This window comes from Rhodococcus sp. APC 3903 (genome assembly GCF_030407755.1).
In the GTDB taxonomy this organism is placed as follows: Bacteria; Actinomycetota; Actinomycetes; order Mycobacteriales; family Mycobacteriaceae; genus Rhodococcus_F; species Rhodococcus_F erythropolis.
This window is the reverse complement of record NZ_JASDCV010000026.1, coordinates 16808-34750: the sequence shown is the minus strand read 5'-3', so window position 1 is coordinate 34750 and position 17943 is coordinate 16808. Positions and strand designations below refer to the sequence as shown.

Sequence of the window (17943 nt, the reverse complement as noted above, 5' to 3'; positions counted from 1 at the left end):
GATGTCCGAGACTGCCACTGCTTACAAATTGTTCCGCTGCCTCCAGTGCGGGTTCGAGTACGACGAAGCGATCGGCTGGCCCGACGACGGTATCGAGCCGGGTACTCGCTGGGACGAGATTCCCGAAGACTGGTCCTGCCCTGATTGTGGTGCTGCCAAAGTCGATTTCGAAATGGTGGAGGTGGACCGCTGATGACAGCGGTCAGCGAGCCCGACACACGCACCGTCGTGATCGTGGGCACGGGCATCGCCGGTTCCGGTGCCGCGCAGGCCCTGCGCAAGGAAGGGTTCGGCGGCAGCATCATCCTGATCGGCAGCGAAACGGAGGAGCCGTACCGACGTCCGGCGCTGTCGAAGGAACTACTGTCCGGGAAAGCGTCGATCGATCGGGTTCGGTTGCGACCGCCGACTTTCTGGACCGAGCAGGGTATCGACCTTCGGATCGGCGTGACTGTCACGAGTATCGACACAGATTCCCGCACAGTATGTTTAGTCGACGGGGACAGCATCGACTACGACGTTCTGATTCTTGCCGCGGGTGGACGGTCCCGACGGTTGACCGCGGAAGATTCTGAGCGCGTTCACTATCTTCGGGATATCGCAGACATGCGACGCTTGCAATCCCAGCTGATCGAAGGATCCTCGCTACTGGTGGTCGGCGGTGGCTTGATCGGATCGGAGGTGGCATCAACGGCACGTGACTTGGGTTGCAGTGTGCAGGTTCTCGAAGCGCAACCGGTGCCCCTGTCCAGGCTGCTTCCACCGTCGATAGCGGAGAAGATCGCCGCGCTGCACGCCTCGGCGGGCGTCGCCTTGCAGACGGGGGTCGACCTCGAGACGCTGACGACAGGTGTCGACGGTGTCACCGCACGTGCGCGTGACGGGCGTGAGTGGACTGCGGACTTGGCCGTCGTCGCAATCGGATCCTTGCCCGATACCGATGTGGCTGCTGCTGCGGGTATTGCGGTGGACAACGGGATTTCGGTCGACCGATACCTCCGGACCTCCGTCATTGATGTGTACGCGATCGGCGATGTGGCCAACGTGCCCAACGGTTTTCTCGGCGGCATGCACCGTGGTGAGCACTGGAACACTGCGCAGGACCACGCAGTCGCAGTTGCCAAGACCATCGTCGGGAAGGAAGAACCCTTCGAATCCGTCCCATGGAGTTGGTCGAACCAATTCGGCCGCAACATTCAAGTAGCTGGTTGGCCAGGCGCGGACGACACCGTGATTGTTCGAGGAGACTTGGACTCCTATGACTTCACTGCGATCTGCATGCGCGATGGAAATATCGTCGGTGCTGTGAGCGTGGGCCGGCCGAAGGACATTCGCGCCGTCCGAACCCTTATCGAACGCTCCCCGGACATCAGCGTCGACGTACTCGCCGATTCGAACAGGGATCTGACCGAACTTGCGGCGGGTCTTGTCGCCTCACCGGTGCTCTGAGTGCGCTCGTGACTTCTGTGGCTTGCGTGTCCACCGTTTTGACACCGAGCACGGGCGATGGAAATCTTCCCGATATGTCCACCGCTCGTGCCCGTGTCCCGTACCACGAGGCAGCTCGTCAACTCCTCCGTGCGTCAGCGCTCGACGCCACACGCGAACTCTTGACCGAGAAATCGTGGAACGACATCACGATGGCGCATATCGCGGAAGCTGCGGGTATGAGCCGGCAGACGTTGTACAAGGAGTTCACGTCCCGGCAGGGATTGGCGTCCGGATACCTCATCCGTTTCGTCGACGAGTTCCTCGAAGAGGTGGAACGCGAAGTAGCGCTGCACCATTCGGACCCCCGGGGTGCGGTCTCGGCGGCCTTCCGTGCATTCTTCGACGCCGGTGCCCGGGATCCGATGGTGGTCAGTATTGTCGGTCCTCGTCCGCAACATGACCTGCTGAGCCTGGTCACCACCGACGGGACTCCGCTGCTCGAACATGCGAGCGCGAGGTTGGCCGAGATCTTCATGACCAGTTGGGCGAACGTCGACCGCGTCCATGCCGAGATGTTCGGCAGCACGATAGTGCGTCTGGCGATCAGTCACGTGACGTTGTCCTTCGGTACTCCCGATCAGATCGCCGAGAACCTGGGGGAGATGTTCGGGCCGTTCCTCGATCAAGTCATCGGTTCGGGCACAGTCGAACCGAACTGAGCCGACAGGATCGATACGGTTTCCGAGCTAGGACGGAAGTTTGATCGAGACCGATCGCCGTAGTTCTTTGGTGGGAAGTTTCGCCGATATGTGTGAATCCAAGTCCCGCTTCTCGGTAGCGTGCCGGACGTGCGTCGAGGTGCAGCCCGTGGGCGGCTCTCGTCAGATTCCGTCAACGGTGGAGGGTTTCGAAGATGAAGAGCCGCAATAAGTTTCGAGTTATGTCGACAGTCGCGTTAGTTGCAACATTTGTCATGGCCGGTGCAGGTGCGGCAATTGCCGACGAATCATCGTCAGGGTCTTCCGGCAGCGGATCGCTCGGTTCCTCCGGTGCGGCAGAGGTTGATCCGTTGACCTTCGACGGTTGGGGCACGTGCCCGATCGAGGATCTCGAGGTGACGACGTGCGCCAGCGTCGTAGTTCGCGGAGGGACCATGAAATTGGGCGCACTTTCGGTGCCGATCCCGGACGGAAGTCTCAAGGTTGCGGGCGGCGTGAAATACGCGACTCAGCCGGACAACAGTTTCATCGAGACGTTCGTCGCCAAGCAGGACGGGTCCAACGGGGTCTATTCCAATCCGATTTCGGTACCCGGAGGTGCTCTCGGGATCGATACTCCGCTGGGACTGACTCAGATCAGCGCGACGGTGGAATCGGTGGGAGTCCCGGATCTGAAGGTTCTCGAGCAGGAACTCACCATGCCTGTTCGATTGAAACTGTCGAATCCGTTGCTCGGTGACGATTGCTACATCGGTTCGGTTTCGAATCCGATCAACCTTCACCTGACCACAACCGGAAACCCTCCGTCGGAACCTATCGGTGAGTTCCCCGGTGCAGTGTTCCCGGCAGTCCCACATTCGGATGCTGTGTTTGCGGCGCCGGGAGCTAGCGGATGTGGACCGCTCGGTGCGCTCAACTGGGCGGTGAATCTACGCGGGGGAGTGCCGGCGGCCAGCGGAAAGAACTCTCTCACCACGTCGAGCGACGTCTACGCGGTGGCCGCACGAAAGGTGCGACCGCCTGCCTGACGGACGCGCAGTCGCTGGAACGTAAAACGAGGGCCGACCCGTGGTGAGTCGGCCCTCGTTCTACACAATCAGGTCAGCTGACCTCGGGATCACGCACCGTGATGGTGCCGTCCCTGACTGCGTCGGCGATGCTGTCGTGCAGTTTCGGGCAACCGTCCTTCAACGCCGTCGACTGCCCGGAAGCAATGGCCTCTTTGAAGGTGTGGCAACGCAGCGCCGGGTCGGAAGTCCACTGAACACTGGTGTGCTTGTACGTGTTCTTGCGAACAAGTACGCAGGCACCGCATGCCTTGCAGTCGACTTCCTGCAGACCCGAGTCGAGGTATTCGTGCTTGTCCTCGATCGTCTGGGCCGCGATCGCCTCGAGTCGTTCCGTCTGCCCGGCAAAGTCCGGTGCCTTGGCCCAACGAGCCCACCGTGCGTCGGTTCCGATCGAGGCGCTCACGATTAGACCTCTGCTTCCTTCTTTGCCGCTTCTGCTGCAGCTTCCTTCTCGGCCTTCTGGCGTGCGAGGTTTTCCTCGACCTCGGCGTGCCAGGCCTCGTTTGCCTTGGTGGTGTCCACCTCGAACTCGAAGCGCTGCGTCATCTTCTCGGTGACGTCGGCCTTGTCCACGTAGAACTGCTCGTACCAGCGTCGTAGCTGGTAGACGGGGCCGTCTTCTTCGCAGAGAAGGGGATTCTCGATCTTGGTCTTGTTCTTCCAGATCGCGACGTCCTGCAGGAAGCCCTCGCTGATGCCCTCGGTGAACTTGCCGGCCAACTTGTCGGCCATCTCGTCGGAGACACCCGTCGGCTTCTTGACCGTCACGCCCCACTGCAGCACGAACGAGTCCGGGCTGATCGGGTAGTGGCAGTTGATCAGAACACTCTCGACCTCGTATCCGCTGTAGCTGTTCCACAGGGGATTGACCATGTACGACGGTCCGTAATACGCAGCTTCGGAGCGAAGAAGCGTGTCGCCGCCGTACTGGGAGGCCATTCCGATGTCGGGACGGCCGGTGGTGTTGAGGTACTGAGTGGCGATCTCACCTTCGAAGACGTTCTTGAAGTACGTCGGGAAGGCGTAGTGGATGTAGTAGAAGTGCGCCATGTCGACCACGTTGTCGATGATCTCGCGGCAGTTGGACCCCTCGATGACCATGGAGTTCCAGGTCCAGTCGGTCCATTCGTCGCTGTACGCACCCTCGATACGAGGAATCACGATCTCCTCGGGCGGCGGATTGCCCTCGGGGTCGTTCCAGACGAAGAGCTGACCGTTCTGCTCGAGGGTCGTCCACGCGCGGGTACGTGCGAGCGGGGGCACGCGGCGGGCATAAGGAATGCCGGTGCACTTTCCGTTGCCGCCCCAGCGCCAGTCGTGGAAGGGGCAGGCGATGGAATCACCCTTGACCTCGCCTTGTGTGAGGTCACCGCCCATGTGACGGCAGTATCCGTCGAGAACTTTGATGTCGCCCTTGCTGTCGGCGAACACCACGAGCTTCGTACCGAAAGCCTCGATCGCGTGCGGTTTGCCGTCCTTGAAGGTCTTCAGTAGACCCAGGCAGTGCCAACCGCGGGCGAAACGCGTTTGCACCGTTCCGACGTCGATCTCGCGAATCTGCGCCATTGTGACCTCACATCCCTTCTAGCTGTTAGTAGAACACGTTATAGAACTCGATCCGGTTCCGCCAGATTTTGGGGGCACTTGTTACAGCATTGCGGCCACAAACGGGACCTTTGTCAGCGTCTCGACAGAAAAGAGAACGTGTTCTAGTCTCAAGTGTAAGTGAACCAACCGATCGAGGAAGACGGGAGCGTCGAAGTGGGTAACCATGACAGCCACGAGGTGATGCAGAGGCTCGACGCACTACTGCCGGCACTGCGCGAGCGCGCACAGGAGACCGAGGATCTGCGTCGTATCCCCGACGAGTCCATCAAGGGACTCCAGGAAACAGGCTTCTTCCGCTTGCTGCAGCCGAAGCAGTGGGGCGGATACGAAGCCGATCCGGTGCTGTTCTACTCCGCGGTCAAGAAGATCGCCAGCGCGTGCGGTTCCACAGGGTGGGTCTCCTCGATCATCGGGGTACACAACTGGCACCTCGCCCTCTTCTCTCAGCAGGCGCAGGAAGACGTGTGGGGCAACGACACTGACGTGCGCATCTCGTCCTCTTACGCTCCGATGGGTATGGGTGAAGTAGTCGAGGGCGGATACAAGGTCAACGGTGCGTGGGCGTGGTCCTCGGGTTGTGACCATGCCAGCTGGGCCGTTCTCGGTGGTCCGGTGTTCAAGGACGGCCGCGCAGTCGATTTCGTGAGCTACCTGATTCCTCGCGAGGACTACCAGATCGACGACGTGTGGAATGTGGTCGGCCTGCGTGGAACCGGCTCCAATACCGTTGTGGTCAAGGATGTTTTTGTTCCCACGCATCGCGTGCTGAGCTTCCGGGCGATGAGCGAACTGACCGCCCCCGGCCTCGAAAACAACACCGCGCCGGTCTACAAGATGCCGTGGGGAACCATTCACCCCACCACGATCTCGGCGCCGATCGTCGGAATGGCTTACGGCGCTTACGAAGCGCACGTCGAGCATCAAGGCAAGCGTGTTCGCGCTGCGTTCGCCGGCGAGAAGTCGAAGGACGATCCGTTCGCCAAGGTGCGTATCGCCGAGGCGTCCAGTGACATCGACGCCGCGTGGCGTCAGCTCTCCGGCAACGTCGCCGACGAGTACGCGTTGATCCTTGCAGGCGAAGAGGTTCCGATGGAACTGCGGCTGCGCGCTCGACGCGACCAGGTGCGCGCCACGGGCCGCGCGATCGCCTCGATCGACAAGCTTTTCGAGAACTCCGGTGCCACGGCGCTGCAGAACGGCACTCCGATTCAGCGTTTCTGGCGCGACGCCCACGCTGGTCGCGTCCACGCCGCGAACGATCCCGAACGCGCATACGTCATGTTCGGAACCGGCGAATTCGGTCTGCCGATCACCGACACGATGGTCTAGAGGAGGCTCAGTGACAACCACCGAAGAAGCTCTCACCTACGAGTCCACTTCGCGGTTCGCGCAAGTGCGCCCCGATCTGAAACTGCACTTCCACGAGGCAGGCGTCGGAAACGACAAGACCATCGTGCTGCTGCACGGCGGTGGCCCAGGCGCGTCGTCGTGGTCGAACTTCGCCCGCAACATTCCGGTGTTGGCGAAGAACTTTCACGTCATCGCCGTCGATCAGCCCGGTTACGGGCAGTCCGACAAGCCGACGGAGCATCCGCAGTACTTCGTGCACAGTGCGTCGGCGCTCAATGATCTTCTGGATACGCTCGAGATCACCGGTCGCGTTGATCTGCTGGGTAATTCGCTCGGTGGTGGCGCTGCTGTTCGTTTTGCACTCGACTACCCGGACCGTGCGGGTCGCCTCGTTCTGATGGGCCCCGGCGGTCTGAGTGTCAACCTGTTTGCGCCGGACCCCACCGAGGGCGTCAAGAACCTCGGGAAGTTCAGCTACCAGCCCACACGGGAGAACCTCGAAGCATTCTTGCGGATCATGGTCTTCGATCAGAAGCTGATCACGCCGGAACTCGTCGACGAACGCTTTGCTGCCGCCAGCACTCCCGAGTCGCTGGCTGCGGCCAAGGCGATGGGTAAGTCCTTCTCCAGCGGTGACTTCGAGCTTGGCATGCTCTGGCGCGAGGCGTACAAGCTTCGACAGCGTGTGTTGCTGATCTGGGGCCGTGAGGATCGGGTCAACCCCCTCGACGGCGCACTGGTTGCGCTCAAGATGATCCCGCGCGCGCAACTCCACGTCTTCGGCGGTTGCGGTCACTGGGCGCAGCTCGAGAAGTTCGACGAATTCAACCGGCTCGCAACCGACTTCCTGCTCGACGGAGGTAAATGATGGGTATTCGATCTCTGGCGTACATGCGCATCGGGGCCACCGACATGGCTGCGTGGCGCGAATACGGACTCAAGATCCTCGGAATGATCGAGGGCAAGGGCGTCGACGCGGATTCACTGTATCTGCGTATGGACGACTTCCCGGCGCGTCTTGTCATCGTTCCGAACGACACGGACCGTCTGCTCGTCTCGGGCTGGGAAACCGCGAATGCGGCTGAGCTGCAGGATATCCGTGACAGGTTGTCGGCAGCCGGTGTTCCGTTCAAGGAAGGCACGGCGGAGCAGCTCAAGGACCGTCGCGTCGTCGAGATGATCGCGTTCGAGGACACCTCGGGCAACTCCCTCGAGGTGTTCCACGGAGCTGCTCTCGAACACCGCCGGATCGTGAGCCCGTACGGGCACAGGTTCGTGACGGGCGAGCAGGGCCTCGGCCACGTCGTGCTCACCACCGACGACGACGATGCTTCGCTGCGGTTCTACCGCGACGTACTCGGATTCAAGCTTCGCGACTCGATGCGTCTGCCTCCGCAGATGGTCGGCCGGCCCGCGGACGGCGACCCGGCGTGGCTGAGGTTCCTCGGCTGCAACCCGCGTCACCACAGCTTGGCGTTCCTGCCGTTGCCCAACCCGACGGGCATCGTGCACCTGATGCTCGAGGTGGAGAACTCCGACGACGTCGGACTGTGCCTCGACCGGGCACTGCGCAAGAAGGTCAAGATGTCGGCGACTCTCGGTCGCCACGTCAACGACGAGATGCTCTCGTTCTACATGAAGACTCCGGGCGGGTTCGACATCGAATTCGGTTGTGAGGGGCTAGAGGTCGAGGACGAAAACTGGATCGCGAGGGAAAGCACGGCCGTGAGCCTGTGGGGTCACGACTTCACGGTGGGAATGAAGCCGTGAGTTCGCCCGACGCGTCGGTGAGTGCGGAACAGGCCATCGATCCACGCCAGTTCCGCACGGTTCTCGGGCAATTCTGCACGGGTATCACCATCATCACGACAGTCGACGACGGTGAGCCGGTCGGGTTCGCGTGTCAGTCTTTCGCTGCCCTGTCACTCGACCCACCTTTGGTGTTGTTCTGCCCCACCAAGGGTTCTCGGTCGTGGGCGGCAATCGAGCGGACCGGGAAGTTCGCCGTCAACGTGTTGGCGGAGGAACAGCAGGCGGTGTGTGCTCGTTTCGGGTCGCGTGAGCCGGACAAGTTCGCGGGTATCGATTGGACGCCATCACCGTTGGGGTCACCGATCATCGACAAGTCGCTCGCCCACATCGACTGCACGGTGGAAACCGTCCACGACGGCGGTGATCACTACGTCGTCTTCGGACGTGTGTCGTCGATGAGTGAGATCAAGACCGAACGCCCGCTGCTCTTCTATCGCGGGCAGTACACGGGCATCGAGCCGGACAAGACTGTTCCGGCTACCTGGCGTGACGATCTGGAAGCGTTCCTGACGACCACGACAGAAGATACCTGGCTGTAGTGGCAACCCCGTGAGTGGTTAAGGAGTCCAGGGGCTCCTTAACCACTCACGGGGCCGGAGGCCCTACAGAGAAAAACAGGTATGACAGAAGTCGTCACCGAACGGCGTCAGCAGGATGCTACGACGCACTATCTTGTTGGATCGTCCGGCTCGCTTGACCGCCTCGATCACCGACGGCTGTACCTCGACCACCTGGTACCGGTCGGCCTCGACGGGCTCGCGTGAGAACGCCACCAAACCGAGCCGATGCAGGTTGTTCAGGTACGCGCTGATGCGGTCCAGATGGCGACATCCCGCCAGTTCTCCGATCATCGACAGACCCTCGTCGATCATCTCCGAGCCGACGCCGAACGGCCGCGCCGTACGTACGTCCACGCTCGGTTGCGCACCTGAAGTGGCCAGCAACCGAAGAATTCGAGCTTCGTCCGGCGCGATCTCGTCAAGGATCCGGTCGTAGGCCGGGTGCAGATCGTCGCGATCGGTCACGTCAGCGGAACGGTCCAGCAACCTGTCGCCGCGTGCCCGCAGCGCCGCGAGAGTGGCCTCGACGCTCTGCTTGCGATTGGTACGAGTTGCCATTGCTGCCCGTAGGTTCTCGGTCCGCGAGCCGTCTCCGTTGGAGCTCTCGGCCCGACGTTCGGATTGAACATTGGCCGATTCAGCGGCCTCTGCCGCGGCTTCGGCGGCAGCCTGAACGATCTGCCGCGTCGCCTCCTTCGCCGTTCCGAAAGCCCAACCCGTCAGCTTGATCGACGTGAGCGTCGTCGTGGCAGTCAGCCCGACAAGGCTGCGGATCAGACGCTTTTCCACGGATTCGACCGGCGCGATGTCCGCAGCCCAGTCGTACGATTCCGCTTCGACGATCAGGCGATGGTCGTGCTCACTCATACTCATACTCCGACTCATACTCCGAATATTGCGAGGTGCAGGAAACCGGCAAACGAGCCCAGCACGGCCCCGTGTACGAACAACAGCCACTCGTCCTGTTTGACGGCTGAGCGTAGTAGTTCACTGAAATCTTCCGGTGAAAGGATGCTCATGCGTTCGGTGACGAAGACACGAATCTTCTCCGACTGGCTCTCGGCGAACTCCGCGTCCTCGAAGACCCTTGGGTACAGATCGAGCACTTCGGTGGTGGCCAGGCCGGGCAGACGCTTGTAGCTCTGCGAACCGACGGTCATCTTGACCACCGACTTTGCCCAGCCGGCGGCGTCGTCGACGGATTCGCGCAGTACCTGATCGAGCATCCGCCGCGTTCGGTCCGAGCGGGGACCTTCGAGGAGTTCGGTGCCGATGTTCTCGAGCGTCACGACGTGATCGGCCAGGGTTTTTGCGTACCCGGCGATGATCTCGGTGCGGCGTTTCAGGAAAAGTCCCTGCCGCCACGGCACCCAACGGCTGGGGGTGATCGGTTCGAAGATCATCGTGATTCCGAGGTAGTTCACGATGTACCCGATGATCACGCCACCGATGGGAAGCACCCACCACTGCGGAACCAGATGGAGGATTCCGACGAGCACGAAGCCCATCGGGAACCCGAAGTAGAAGCCGAAGTTCTGCATGAACCTGAGCTCTTTGTTGCCCATCGTGCGGAAGATGTCGTTGAGCAGTTTGGGATGCGAGGAGAGGTAGCGGATCACCATCAGCTTCGCGTCGATGAACTCGTCGATGTCCTCTTCGATGCGGTCGGTGATCATGCGCACGCTGGCAGGCAGATCGTCCTCCACCTTGCGGAAGACGGCTTCCTTCACCGACGTCGGAAGGTTGTGCCAGAGCTGAGGATTCTCGGCCGTCATGATTCTGGTGACCACGCCGCGCACTTCACTGCGGGAGATGTTCACCAAGTGCTCGGCGATGCTGTCCGGGTCCAGGACGCGATAGAAATCGGCGATGCTGCCGACTTTCGCGAGGGATTTGTCGACGGCGATCGACGCCATCTTCTCCGCCCGCGAGGGGACGATGCCTTGCCAACCGAATCTGCCGTCGCTGGTGATCGCGGGGATCACCTGGACGCGTCGGGGGAGGAACGGGAAGAGCAGTTTGAGGCCGGGCACTTTGATCCCGTGGAAGTTGATCGGCGCAAACAGCATCAGGACGCCCGACCAATTGGTGATGTACCCGATGATTCCGGTGAACAAAGGAATGGTGATCAACTGTTCGAGCAAGTGGTCCGGCACCGTCGCACATCCTCCTCATATCCGAGAACCTCACGTTCGGACATGATTGCCGAAACTTCGCTCTTCGTGGGTGTTTCGTTGGCTACTGCTGCGCCTTCCCAGTTGCGTCAGCATAGAGGCCCGACAATTCGGGCTGTAGGTGGGTAGGAAGTTGATGTAACCTCACGTACATGGTCAGTATTGCGCACAACACGACGACGCCGGTTCTCTTCCGGCGCATCGTTTAGCAACTGCTGACCGAACCCTTTCAGCCCCGGGAGTTATCGCCCCGGGGCTTTCCTGTTTCGTCGCTCCGTGTGCGTCTCCCCTTGAACGATTTGGAGAGCTCTCATGAGCGCTGACCACCGCGAACTCGGGCGCGACCTGGAGTTTTTCGCCACCACCCCCATAGTCGGAGCCGGCCTTCCGCTCTGGTTACCGGACGGCGCCGTCATCAGGAACGAACTCGAAAAGTTCGCCGCCGAACAAGCAGCGCGCTCCGGTTGTCAGGGTGTCTATACCCCGGTTATGGCGAAGAAAGAGTTGTACGAGAGATCTGGTCATTGGTCCAAGTTCTCGGAAGACATGTTCCCTGAAATGAAGATAGGCGGAGAGTCATTTCTCCTTCGTCCGGCTAACTGTCCTCATCACGCTCAGGTATTCGCCGCTCGCGGTCGTAGTTATCGCGAGCTACCTTTCCGCGTTCGTGAACTCGGCCCGATGTTCCGTAGCGAACTCTCCGGAGTTCTCAGCGGATTGAGTCGAGTCCGACAGATCAATCTCGACGACGCACATGTCTTCTGTAGTCGTGAACAAGTGCAAGCGGAAGTGATCGTCGCGCTCGACGCGATCGAGCGCTGCTACTCGACTCTGGGGATTGCCGAACGGGGGTACCGACTCTCGATCAGAGGGGGAGAGGGGCAGTACCTCGGCACCGACGAGCAGTGGGCGGACGCCGAGGATCACCTTCGCGGGGCGCTGAATGCACGTTCGATCGAGTACGTGGAAGCGAAGGGGGAGGCAGCGTTCTACGGTCCCAAGATCGACGTCCAGGTGCGAGACGCGCACGGCCGCGAGGAAACACTCTCGACCGTGCAACTCGACTTCAATCAACCGGAGCGGTTCGACCTCGAGTACACCGCTGAGGACGGATCCAAGGCTCGCCCCGTCATGATCCATCGGGGCTTGCTCGGGTCGATGGAACGCATGACTGCGCTTTTGATCGAAAGGTTCGAAGGGCGGATGCCGCCGTGGCTGGCACCCAACCAAGTCTCGATTCTGCCCGTCGGCGACCGGCACCAGGTTGAGGCCGAGCGTTTGCGGGCCGATCTCGAGGCTCGCGATGTTCGAGTGGCGATCGCGCCTGACGGATCGTTGGGACGTCGCATCCGCGAGGCACGCACTCACCGTGACCCGTACATCGCGGTGATCGGGGACAACGAGGTGCACGGCGGCACCGTCGACGTTCTGGTCCCCGCGCGTGGTGGGCGGGCGGTCGTCGATGCGAGTGTGTTTGTCGCTCAGGTGGTCTCGGGAATCGAGGAGCGTGCCCTGCTTCCGGCAGACTTCTAGCCGACGGGTAGTTCGTGGAGCGCGCGCACCAGTGGCGCGAGTTCGGGTGTTTTGCATGCCTCGTCGAGTGCGGCCTCGAGGGTGGCGTCGTGCGTCGGCCGTGCGCTTTCGAGAAGCTCGCGGCCGGCCGGCGTCAGTTCGGTGTAGATGCCTCGACGGTCGTCGGCGCACAGGATGCGCGTCAGTAGTCCTCGATCTTCTAGTCGATTGACCAAGCGCGTCGTGGCGCTGCTGCTCAGTGCGGCAGCGCGAGCCAGCTGGGCCATACGCATGTGCCAGCCGTCCTGGCGGCTCAAAGCGTCGAGCACGGTGTATTCGACGACGGACAGTTTGTGCTCACGCTGGAGCGCGCGTTCCAGTTCGGTGTCGAGGGCGCCGTGCAGTGCTGCGAGCGTGCGCCACCCTTGCGAACGGATTTCGACGGCGTCGTCGGCGATCCCCATGTGATTCTCCTTGTCCGTTTCCTGCGACTCCAGGTTACCAGCTTGCGCATGTAGCGCGCGCGTGCAACTATTTATGGCGCGCCTGCAACTACTGCACACGCCCGCTAACGGCTTACGCGTAAATCTGTGAAAGGAACATCGAGATGCCATTGGGTCTCATTGCCCTCGCTATGGGCGGGTTCGGGATCGGCCTCACCGAATTTGTCATCATGGGCCTCCTGCCCGAGGTCTCGGCTGATTTCGAGGTCACCGAGTCCGTCGCGGGCTACCTGATCTCGGGCTACGCACTGTCGGTGGCGATCGGCGCGATCCTCCTGACCGCTGCCGTCACCCGCTTCGAGCGCAAGAAGGTCCTTCTCTCGCTCATGGGGCTGTTCATCATCGGCAACCTGATGTCCGCGCTCGCGCCCTCCTACGAGGTCATGATGGGCGGACGCATCGTCGCGGCACTGTGCCACGGTGCGTTCTTCGGGATCGGTTCGGTGGTTGCCGCCGACATGGTCGCACCCAACAAGCGCGCCGGCGCCATCGCGATGATGTTCGCGGGCCTGACCATCGCCAACGTTCTCGGCGTTCCGTTCGGCACTCTGCTGGGCCAGCAACTCGGATGGCGCTCGACGTTCTGGGCCATCACCGTCATCGGCGTCATCGCGCTCATCGGAATTGCAGCACTCGTCCCGACGACGCCCGCCAGCACGACCGGTGGCGGATTGCGCGGAGAGTTGGGGGCATTCCGCAACAAGCAGGTATGGCTCTCGATCGTCATCACCATCCTCGGCTACGGCGGAATGTTCGGAGCCTTCACCTACATCGCCTTCACCCTCACCGAGGTCACCGGCTTCGCGACGTCCAGCGTTCCGTGGCTGCTCATCCTCTTCGGCTCGGGCCTGTTCGTCGGTAACTTCCTCGGCGCCAGGGCGGCCGACCGCTCGCTGACGAAGTCGCTGGTCTGGATTCTCGCGATCCTGACCGTCGTTCTGATCGTGTTCGCCGCCACCGCCGAGAGCAAGGTCATGACCGTGATCTCACTGTTCTTCATGGGCGCCTTCGGTTTTGCGACGGTACCCGGGTTGCAGATGCGGATCATGAACTACGCGTCGGCCGCACCGACCATGGCGTCGGGTGCAAATATTGCCGCCTTCAACGTCGGCAACGCGCTCGGTGCATGGCTGGGCGGAATCACCATCGCCGCGGGACTCGGCTTCACCTCCCCGATCTGGATGGGGGCGGCGGTCACCGTCGCCGGTCTGCTGGTCCTGATCGTCGCGGCGAAGATCGACCGCCCGGCAGCGTCAGAGCAGTCGACGTCGAGCACCTCGCTGCACCCGACCGCCGCCTGAACCTGGCAACTGCGCTCTGACCCCATCGCGTGAACGTATCGCTCCCCTTGTCCAACAAGGGGAGCGATACGTTCACGCGGGTCAGGTGAGGCGGAATTCGGCGGTCACCCCGGAGAACGGCGAAATCGCGCCGCTACCCCGAGCCTTCGACGCACCGAAGTGTTGGACTCGATACGTACCCGCCGGAGTATCGGCCGGAACATCCCACGTGATGCGAACGACGGAACCGTTGCTCCCGACCCGGCGCCAGTGCAGTTTGGTGGACCAGTCGTTGTCGTCGGCGACCCGTGTCCAGGATCCGCCGGTATTTCGCTGGATCTCGTAGAAGGTCCCGTTTCGGTGAGTGTCGTTCTTGGGGTGGCCGGTGACGAACTCGACGGCAACCTGCGCACCCGGTGAGCCGTCGCCGGGCTGGACGGTCGCATCGCCGAATTGTGTTCCCGGCAAGGGCTCGTCGAAGTCGACGCCAGGTCCGAAGCTGGGTTGGAACCCGGACAGGTCGGCCGGCGCGGGGCCGCGAGGAGGTTCGGTGCCGTCGCGCATCGCGGCTGCGAGAGCGGCGTACCCCTGTTGATAGGCCGGCAGTGTGTAACGGCCGAACATCGTCGAGCCGCCCTCGTACTGCTGCGAATCGTATTCCTGTGGCGTGGTGCAGTAGCTCGAGTACGAGTTCGCGTAGCCCTGGAAGATGACGTTCTCGAGGGGAACTCCAAGCTCCTCGGCGACGGTTCGACGCACTCGTAATCCGGAGACGATGGTGAATTCCGCAGGGCCACCGACGATGTAGAACTGGCCGATCCGCAGGATCTGGATCTTCAGTACGTTCGGCACCCATCCGCCCGGTGGCAACAGGCCGACCGGAACGACTACGAGCTTGGGGGCCTGTGCATCCTGAAGCCATTGAGGCACAGGAGCATCCATGCCGCCCAAGGCGTCGATCATGGGGTTTCGGGTGCCCTCGGGGAAGATCGGAATTGCAGGCCCGTCCTCGACGCTTCCGGCGCTCATTGCCGCACCGATCGCTGCCGGTGCAGTGCGGTGCTCGCGCCCGTCCGGGGTGAATCTTCCGCTCACCACCTGATTTGCCATGTCCAGGTACATGATCCGACTGTCGACACCACCAGTGACGGTTTCGGAGGCCGAGCCGAAGGCAGTTTGAGCCGCCGCAACCTGGCGCAGCCCGATGATGCGTGCATTCTCGAATTCGTCCTCGGTCGGTCCGCGTCCGGGCTCGAGGAAGAGGTTCGGTGACATGTCGCCGCTGTTGGTCTGCGGAAAAGCGGCAATGAAGCTGGTGTCGCCGTCGAGGTAACGCACACCCCGGTCGTCGTGCTCCCAGAAGTACGCCGCGGCGCCCTTGTTGTCCCCGGAGATGAGATGGTTCTCGTTCGTGAGCGAGGCGCAGTGGGTAGCGAACCAGTTGATCGCCCCGATGTCCTTGCTGCCCCGACTGATCCGCATGACACGCATGTGGTGATCGTTGCCACCGGGGTAGTAGGCCTTGTCCTCTTCGGGATTGAGGTCGAACGCCACTCGCGATCGGTTGACGCTGGCATCGGTGAGGTCGGACCGCCCGAAACGGACGGAGCCCGGCGCCAGGTTCTCGTGGGCAGCGCTGATCGCCTCGACCATGCCGTTGACCTCGGCTTCGAACACCTGCAGTTCGAAGCCGAGAACTGCGAGGTTGTACGCGTAGTTGTGCGAGGCCCCACCACATGCCGCGTGTGAATGGATGGCCGTCAACATGACGTTGCGTTCGGTGTAGATGTCGCCGAATTTCCCAGCCAGCCGGCGTAGGACCTCGTCGTGAACGGACTGGAAGATCATGCAGTTGTCGACGCACACGTAGGCGACCCGTGACCCGCCGGACTCGAAGATGAAGGCGCGTGCGCGCATTCGCTGGTGCAGGCCTTCGGCGCGTTGGTCGAAGCTCGAGTAGCCCATCATGCCGACCTCGGCGACCGGTCCGGTCACATCGGAGATCCCGACGCCCACCTGCAACGACGACTTGTCGGTACGTGCGGGTGAAACGGTGCGTGCCGGCGAAGCTGCGACGGCCTGGTTCGTCGACAGAGCGGCGAGCGCAGGTGCGGCGGCAGCGCCTGCCAGTACGGTGCGTCGGGTGATCTGCACGAGTGTCCTTTCGGGCGGTCTGACGCGAGTTGGTCAACCGTCCAGGAGTGTAGCCCGAGTCACACGTGACCGAAAGGGGTGCCGTCGGCTGACACTCAGATCGTTGTCGCCTCCCCGAACGTCATCGCCAGGTTTTTGATGGTCGTGGTCATCAGGGCCCGGCGGGGGAGTCCCAGTTTCCGAAGCTCCGCCGCCATCGGGTGACTACCCAGCTGAACCTCTGCTCCACCAGGGCGCGATTTGACGCCGGTCGGCGCCATGTCCCACGACGTGCACCTGGTTGCGCCGTCGAGATGCGAGTACGCGGCCAACGACATGTTGGCTCCGCCGCCAGGCACGCTGACGCCGGACTTCACACTCAACTGTGTGATGAGTTTGCCGTCGCGCGAGACGGATCCGCGCTTGACCGAGCCGACGTGCTCGGTGTCGAACTCGGCGAGCACCTTCGGGAATCCCCAGATTTCCCGGCCGGCGGCCTTGGTGAACTCTCCGTCCACCGGCAACTCGTGAATGAGTGCCCCTGCAGTTCCGGCAGCGAGCGAACGTAGATCTCCCAGCACCGAGGTTTCGGGAGGCGCAGTGTGGCTACGCACCATGTACGTCACCCCGAATTCGTTGTACGGCCCCAGATCCCCATCGATGTAGTCGACAAAAACCAGGCCGCACAGCGCCCGGCCGGGACGGTACTGGAGCACGGTCAAGCCGGTGTAATCGATGATCGACTGCGCCGTTGCGCTGGGTACCGAGTACAACGCCATGAAGGCCGACGCGGTGCGAACTTCGACGGGCATCTCGACCTTCTTGCCCAGAATCGTGTAGCTCATGGCGCGACCACCCCGCGGAGTCCGTCGGATCCGTAGACGGGTTCGAGCATCGAGCGGAAATCCGGTCCGCGGCGCAGCATTTGGCCTCCGTCGACGTTGATGATCTGCCCGGTGATCCAGGTGGATTGCGGTCCGAGTAGGAAGGAAGCGAGTCCGGCGACGTCCTCGACCTCGCCGACGCGTTCGAGCGGCGTGTTGGCCAGGTAGTCGTCCAGGATCGGGCCACCGTCGGTGATGAGCGCGACCAGATCCGTTCGGGTCAGCCCTGGGCGGATCGCGTTGACACGAATGTTGCTGGCGCCCAGTTCGTCTGCCGCCAATTGCACCAGGTGGTCGACGCCGGATTTCGAGACGCCGTACGCGCCGAACCAGCGATGTGTGTTGCTGCTGGCGATCGACGAGATCGCGACGATGGATCCACCGCCTCCTGCCACCAGCGCCCGGGCGCCGTGCTTGATCGTCAGCATGGTCCCCGTGACGTTGAGGTCGACGGTGCGGCGCCACGCGTCGACGTCGAGTTGCGTGACCGGTGCGATGGTTTCGTTCCCGCCGGCGCAGGCCACGACTCCGTCGAGCTTTCCGGTGACGGAGACCGCCGCGGCAACAGCGGCGACGACGTCTGCCTCGATCGTGACGTCGGTAGGGGAGACGCTGACCGATCCTTCCGGGCTCGACTGCCGGATCGATTCGGCGGCAGCTTCGAGTTTCTCCTTGTTGCGTCCGCAGATCGTGACGTGAGCGCCAGACGCAACCAGCGAACGAGCGATGCCCAGACCGATGCCACTACCGCCGCCGGTCACCAGTATCGATGTGCCGGTGAAAGTGGGTATGCCCGCTGAGGCGGTGTCGTCGTCCATGTGTGTCTCCTGGTCGTTGCTCCGGCGGGCTCGCGTGCTGATTCTGGAGGTTTTCCGGTTCGGCTTCGGTGAAAACGCCCCACGCTATA

Annotated in this window: 18 protein-coding genes; 10 read left to right on the top strand and 8 right to left on the bottom strand. The window is 62.2% G+C overall.

Annotated features, from left to right (window positions below; genetic code table 11):
* Nucleotide 1 precedes the first annotated feature (1 nt).
* The 4 genes from QMA15_RS27520 (at nucleotide 2) to QMA15_RS27505 (ending at nucleotide 3178) form a co-directional block, all read left to right on the top strand.
* Nucleotides 2-193 carry a rubredoxin gene (locus tag QMA15_RS27520; RefSeq protein WP_007734094.1) on the top strand — a complete coding sequence of 64 codons (192 nt, stop codon included), beginning with the start codon at nucleotides 2-4 and terminating at the stop codon, nucleotides 191-193.
* Nucleotides 193-1449, top strand: a complete 1257-nt coding sequence (locus QMA15_RS27515) for an FAD-dependent oxidoreductase (protein WP_030534760.1) — start codon at nucleotides 193-195, stop codon at nucleotides 1447-1449. Before QMA15_RS27520 ends, QMA15_RS27515 begins: the two co-directional genes overlap by 1 nt.
* A 74-nt stretch (nucleotides 1450-1523) precedes the next feature.
* Nucleotides 1524-2150: a TetR/AcrR family transcriptional regulator gene (locus tag QMA15_RS27510; RefSeq protein WP_019746903.1), complete on the top strand. Its 627-nt coding sequence runs from the start codon at nucleotides 1524-1526 to the stop codon at nucleotides 2148-2150.
* A gap of 221 nt (nucleotides 2151-2371) precedes the next feature.
* Nucleotides 2372-3178: a hypothetical protein gene (locus QMA15_RS27505; protein WP_241064904.1), complete on the top strand. Its 807-nt coding sequence runs from the start codon at nucleotides 2372-2374 to the stop codon at nucleotides 3176-3178.
* Between the two features lie 73 nt (nucleotides 3179-3251).
* On the opposite strand, the gene QMA15_RS27500 is transcribed toward QMA15_RS27505, so the two are convergent.
* Together QMA15_RS27500 and QMA15_RS27495 are read right to left on the bottom strand one after the other, a co-directional pair.
* A complete protein-coding gene (locus QMA15_RS27500; RefSeq protein WP_007734099.1) occupies nucleotides 3252-3623 on the bottom strand; it encodes a hypothetical protein in 372 nt (123 codons plus the stop codon).
* A gap of 2 nt (nucleotides 3624-3625) precedes the next feature.
* Nucleotides 3626-4786 (bottom strand): Rieske 2Fe-2S domain-containing protein, encoded by a 1161-nt coding sequence (locus QMA15_RS27495; RefSeq protein ID WP_003945847.1) that lies wholly within the window; start codon nucleotides 4784-4786, stop codon nucleotides 3626-3628.
* A gap of 195 nt (nucleotides 4787-4981) precedes the next feature.
* Here QMA15_RS27495 and hsaA point away from each other — a divergent pair, with 195 nt between their 5' ends.
* The 4 genes from hsaA to hsaB are packed head-to-tail and all read left to right on the top strand — an operon-like array spanning nucleotide 4982 to nucleotide 8529.
* Nucleotides 4982-6157, top strand: coding sequence for a 3-hydroxy-9,10-secoandrosta-1,3,5(10)-triene-9,17-dione monooxygenase oxygenase subunit (hsaA, locus tag QMA15_RS27490; RefSeq protein ID WP_029537542.1), 1176 nt, complete (start codon nucleotides 4982-4984; stop codon nucleotides 6155-6157).
* A 10-nt stretch (nucleotides 6158-6167) separates the two neighbouring features.
* Complete coding sequence (gene hsaD / locus QMA15_RS27485) at nucleotides 6168-7046, top strand: 4,5:9,10-diseco-3-hydroxy-5,9,17-trioxoandrosta-1(10),2-diene-4-oate hydrolase (RefSeq protein WP_019746906.1); 879 nt, start codon at nucleotides 6168-6170, stop codon at nucleotides 7044-7046.
* Entirely contained in the window at nucleotides 7046-7948 is a 903-nt protein-coding gene (gene hsaC / locus QMA15_RS27480) for an iron-dependent extradiol dioxygenase HsaC (RefSeq protein ID WP_020906158.1), read from the top strand. The genes hsaD and hsaC overlap by 1 nt, the downstream gene beginning before the upstream one ends.
* Nucleotides 7945-8529 (top strand): 3-hydroxy-9,10-secoandrosta-1,3,5(10)-triene-9,17-dione monooxygenase reductase subunit, encoded by a 585-nt coding sequence (gene hsaB, locus QMA15_RS27475; RefSeq protein WP_003945677.1) that lies wholly within the window; start codon nucleotides 7945-7947, stop codon nucleotides 8527-8529. The genes hsaC and hsaB overlap by 4 nt, the downstream gene beginning before the upstream one ends.
* A 63-nt stretch (nucleotides 8530-8592) precedes the next feature.
* On the opposite strand, the gene QMA15_RS27470 is transcribed toward hsaB, so the two are convergent.
* Together QMA15_RS27470 and QMA15_RS27465 are read right to left on the bottom strand one after the other, a co-directional pair.
* Nucleotides 8593-9417, bottom strand: coding sequence for an Abi-alpha family protein (locus QMA15_RS27470; RefSeq protein ID WP_279163067.1), 825 nt, complete (start codon nucleotides 9415-9417; stop codon nucleotides 8593-8595).
* Between the two features lie 14 nt (nucleotides 9418-9431).
* Nucleotides 9432-10706: a hypothetical protein gene (locus QMA15_RS27465; RefSeq protein WP_019746908.1), complete on the bottom strand. Its 1275-nt coding sequence runs from the start codon at nucleotides 10704-10706 to the stop codon at nucleotides 9432-9434.
* A 330-nt stretch (nucleotides 10707-11036) separates the two neighbouring features.
* Here QMA15_RS27465 and thrS point away from each other — a divergent pair, with 330 nt between their 5' ends.
* Complete coding sequence (gene thrS / locus QMA15_RS27460; RefSeq protein ID WP_279163068.1) at nucleotides 11037-12257, top strand: threonine--tRNA ligase; 1221 nt, start codon at nucleotides 11037-11039, stop codon at nucleotides 12255-12257.
* Here thrS and QMA15_RS27455 read toward each other — a convergent pair.
* Nucleotides 12254-12700 (bottom strand): MarR family transcriptional regulator, encoded by a 447-nt coding sequence (locus QMA15_RS27455; RefSeq protein WP_003945852.1) that lies wholly within the window; start codon nucleotides 12698-12700, stop codon nucleotides 12254-12256. The two genes, thrS and QMA15_RS27455, sit on opposite strands and share 4 nt — an antisense overlap.
* Before the next feature lie 143 nt (nucleotides 12701-12843).
* On the opposite strand from QMA15_RS27455, the gene QMA15_RS27450 reads away from it, so the two are divergent.
* The gene (locus QMA15_RS27450; protein ID WP_279163069.1) at nucleotides 12844-14040 is read left to right on the top strand and encodes an MFS transporter; all 1197 of its coding nucleotides are present in this window, start codon (nucleotides 12844-12846) and stop codon (nucleotides 14038-14040) included.
* A gap of 81 nt (nucleotides 14041-14121) precedes the next feature.
* Here QMA15_RS27450 and QMA15_RS27445 read toward each other — a convergent pair whose 3' ends face one another.
* The 3 genes from QMA15_RS27445 to QMA15_RS27435 form a co-directional block, all read right to left on the bottom strand.
* On the bottom strand, nucleotides 14122-16173 hold the full coding sequence (locus tag QMA15_RS27445) for a neutral/alkaline ceramidase (RefSeq protein ID WP_279163070.1): 2052 nt from the start codon (nucleotides 16171-16173) through the stop codon (nucleotides 14122-14124).
* A 95-nt stretch (nucleotides 16174-16268) separates the two neighbouring features.
* Nucleotides 16269-16997 carry an acetoacetate decarboxylase family protein gene (locus tag QMA15_RS27440; RefSeq protein WP_007734116.1) on the bottom strand — a complete coding sequence of 243 codons (729 nt, stop codon included), beginning with the start codon at nucleotides 16995-16997 and terminating at the stop codon, nucleotides 16269-16271.
* Entirely contained in the window at nucleotides 16994-17854 is an 861-nt protein-coding gene (locus QMA15_RS27435) for an SDR family oxidoreductase (RefSeq protein ID WP_019746912.1), read from the bottom strand. The genes QMA15_RS27440 and QMA15_RS27435 overlap by 4 nt, the downstream gene beginning before the upstream one ends.
* Between the last annotated feature and the right edge of the window lie 89 nt (nucleotides 17855-17943).